The sequence below is a fragment of the Microbacterium sp. 22296 genome (genome assembly GCF_052045385.1).
Classification (GTDB): domain Bacteria; phylum Actinomycetota; class Actinomycetes; order Actinomycetales; family Microbacteriaceae; genus Microbacterium.
Genome location: NZ_JBQEOS010000023.1, coordinates 1 through 402 on the forward strand (window position 1 = coordinate 1; position 402 = coordinate 402).

At 68.2% G+C, this 402-nt stretch carries 1 pseudogene; it reads left to right on the forward strand.

What is annotated here, in order from left to right:
- Positions 1-205: 205 nt before the first annotated feature.
- Positions 206-402: pseudogene (locus ACTJJP_RS17380) on the forward strand (hypothetical protein); the annotation flags it as partial.

The following is a 402-nucleotide window of genomic DNA, read 5'->3' on the forward strand; positions in this document are numbered from 1 at the left end:
GGCTTCGTCATCACCGGCGTGCAGCCCTTCTGGCAGCAGGTCGCCGTCGGCGCTGTCCTCATCACCGCGGTCTACGTCGACCAGGTGCGCCGCACCGCCGCCACCCGCGGCAACACCCAGAGCCTCTGGCGCAAGTTCGTCAGCGGAGGACGCCGCGGCTGACGCCCGGCATCCGACATCACACCAAGAGAGAACGGTCATCACAATGCAGTGGAACAGCAAGGCTCTCGCGTTCGCCACCCTCGGCGCCGCAGCCACCCTCGTCCTCGCCGGCTGCTCCGGCGGATCCTCGTCGGGCGGTGCCTCGGGCGGCTCCGAGGACGGGTACAAGATCGCGTTCGTGCAGGGCGTCGCCGGAGATGAGTTCTACATCTCCATGCAGTGCGGCATCGAAGCCGAAGC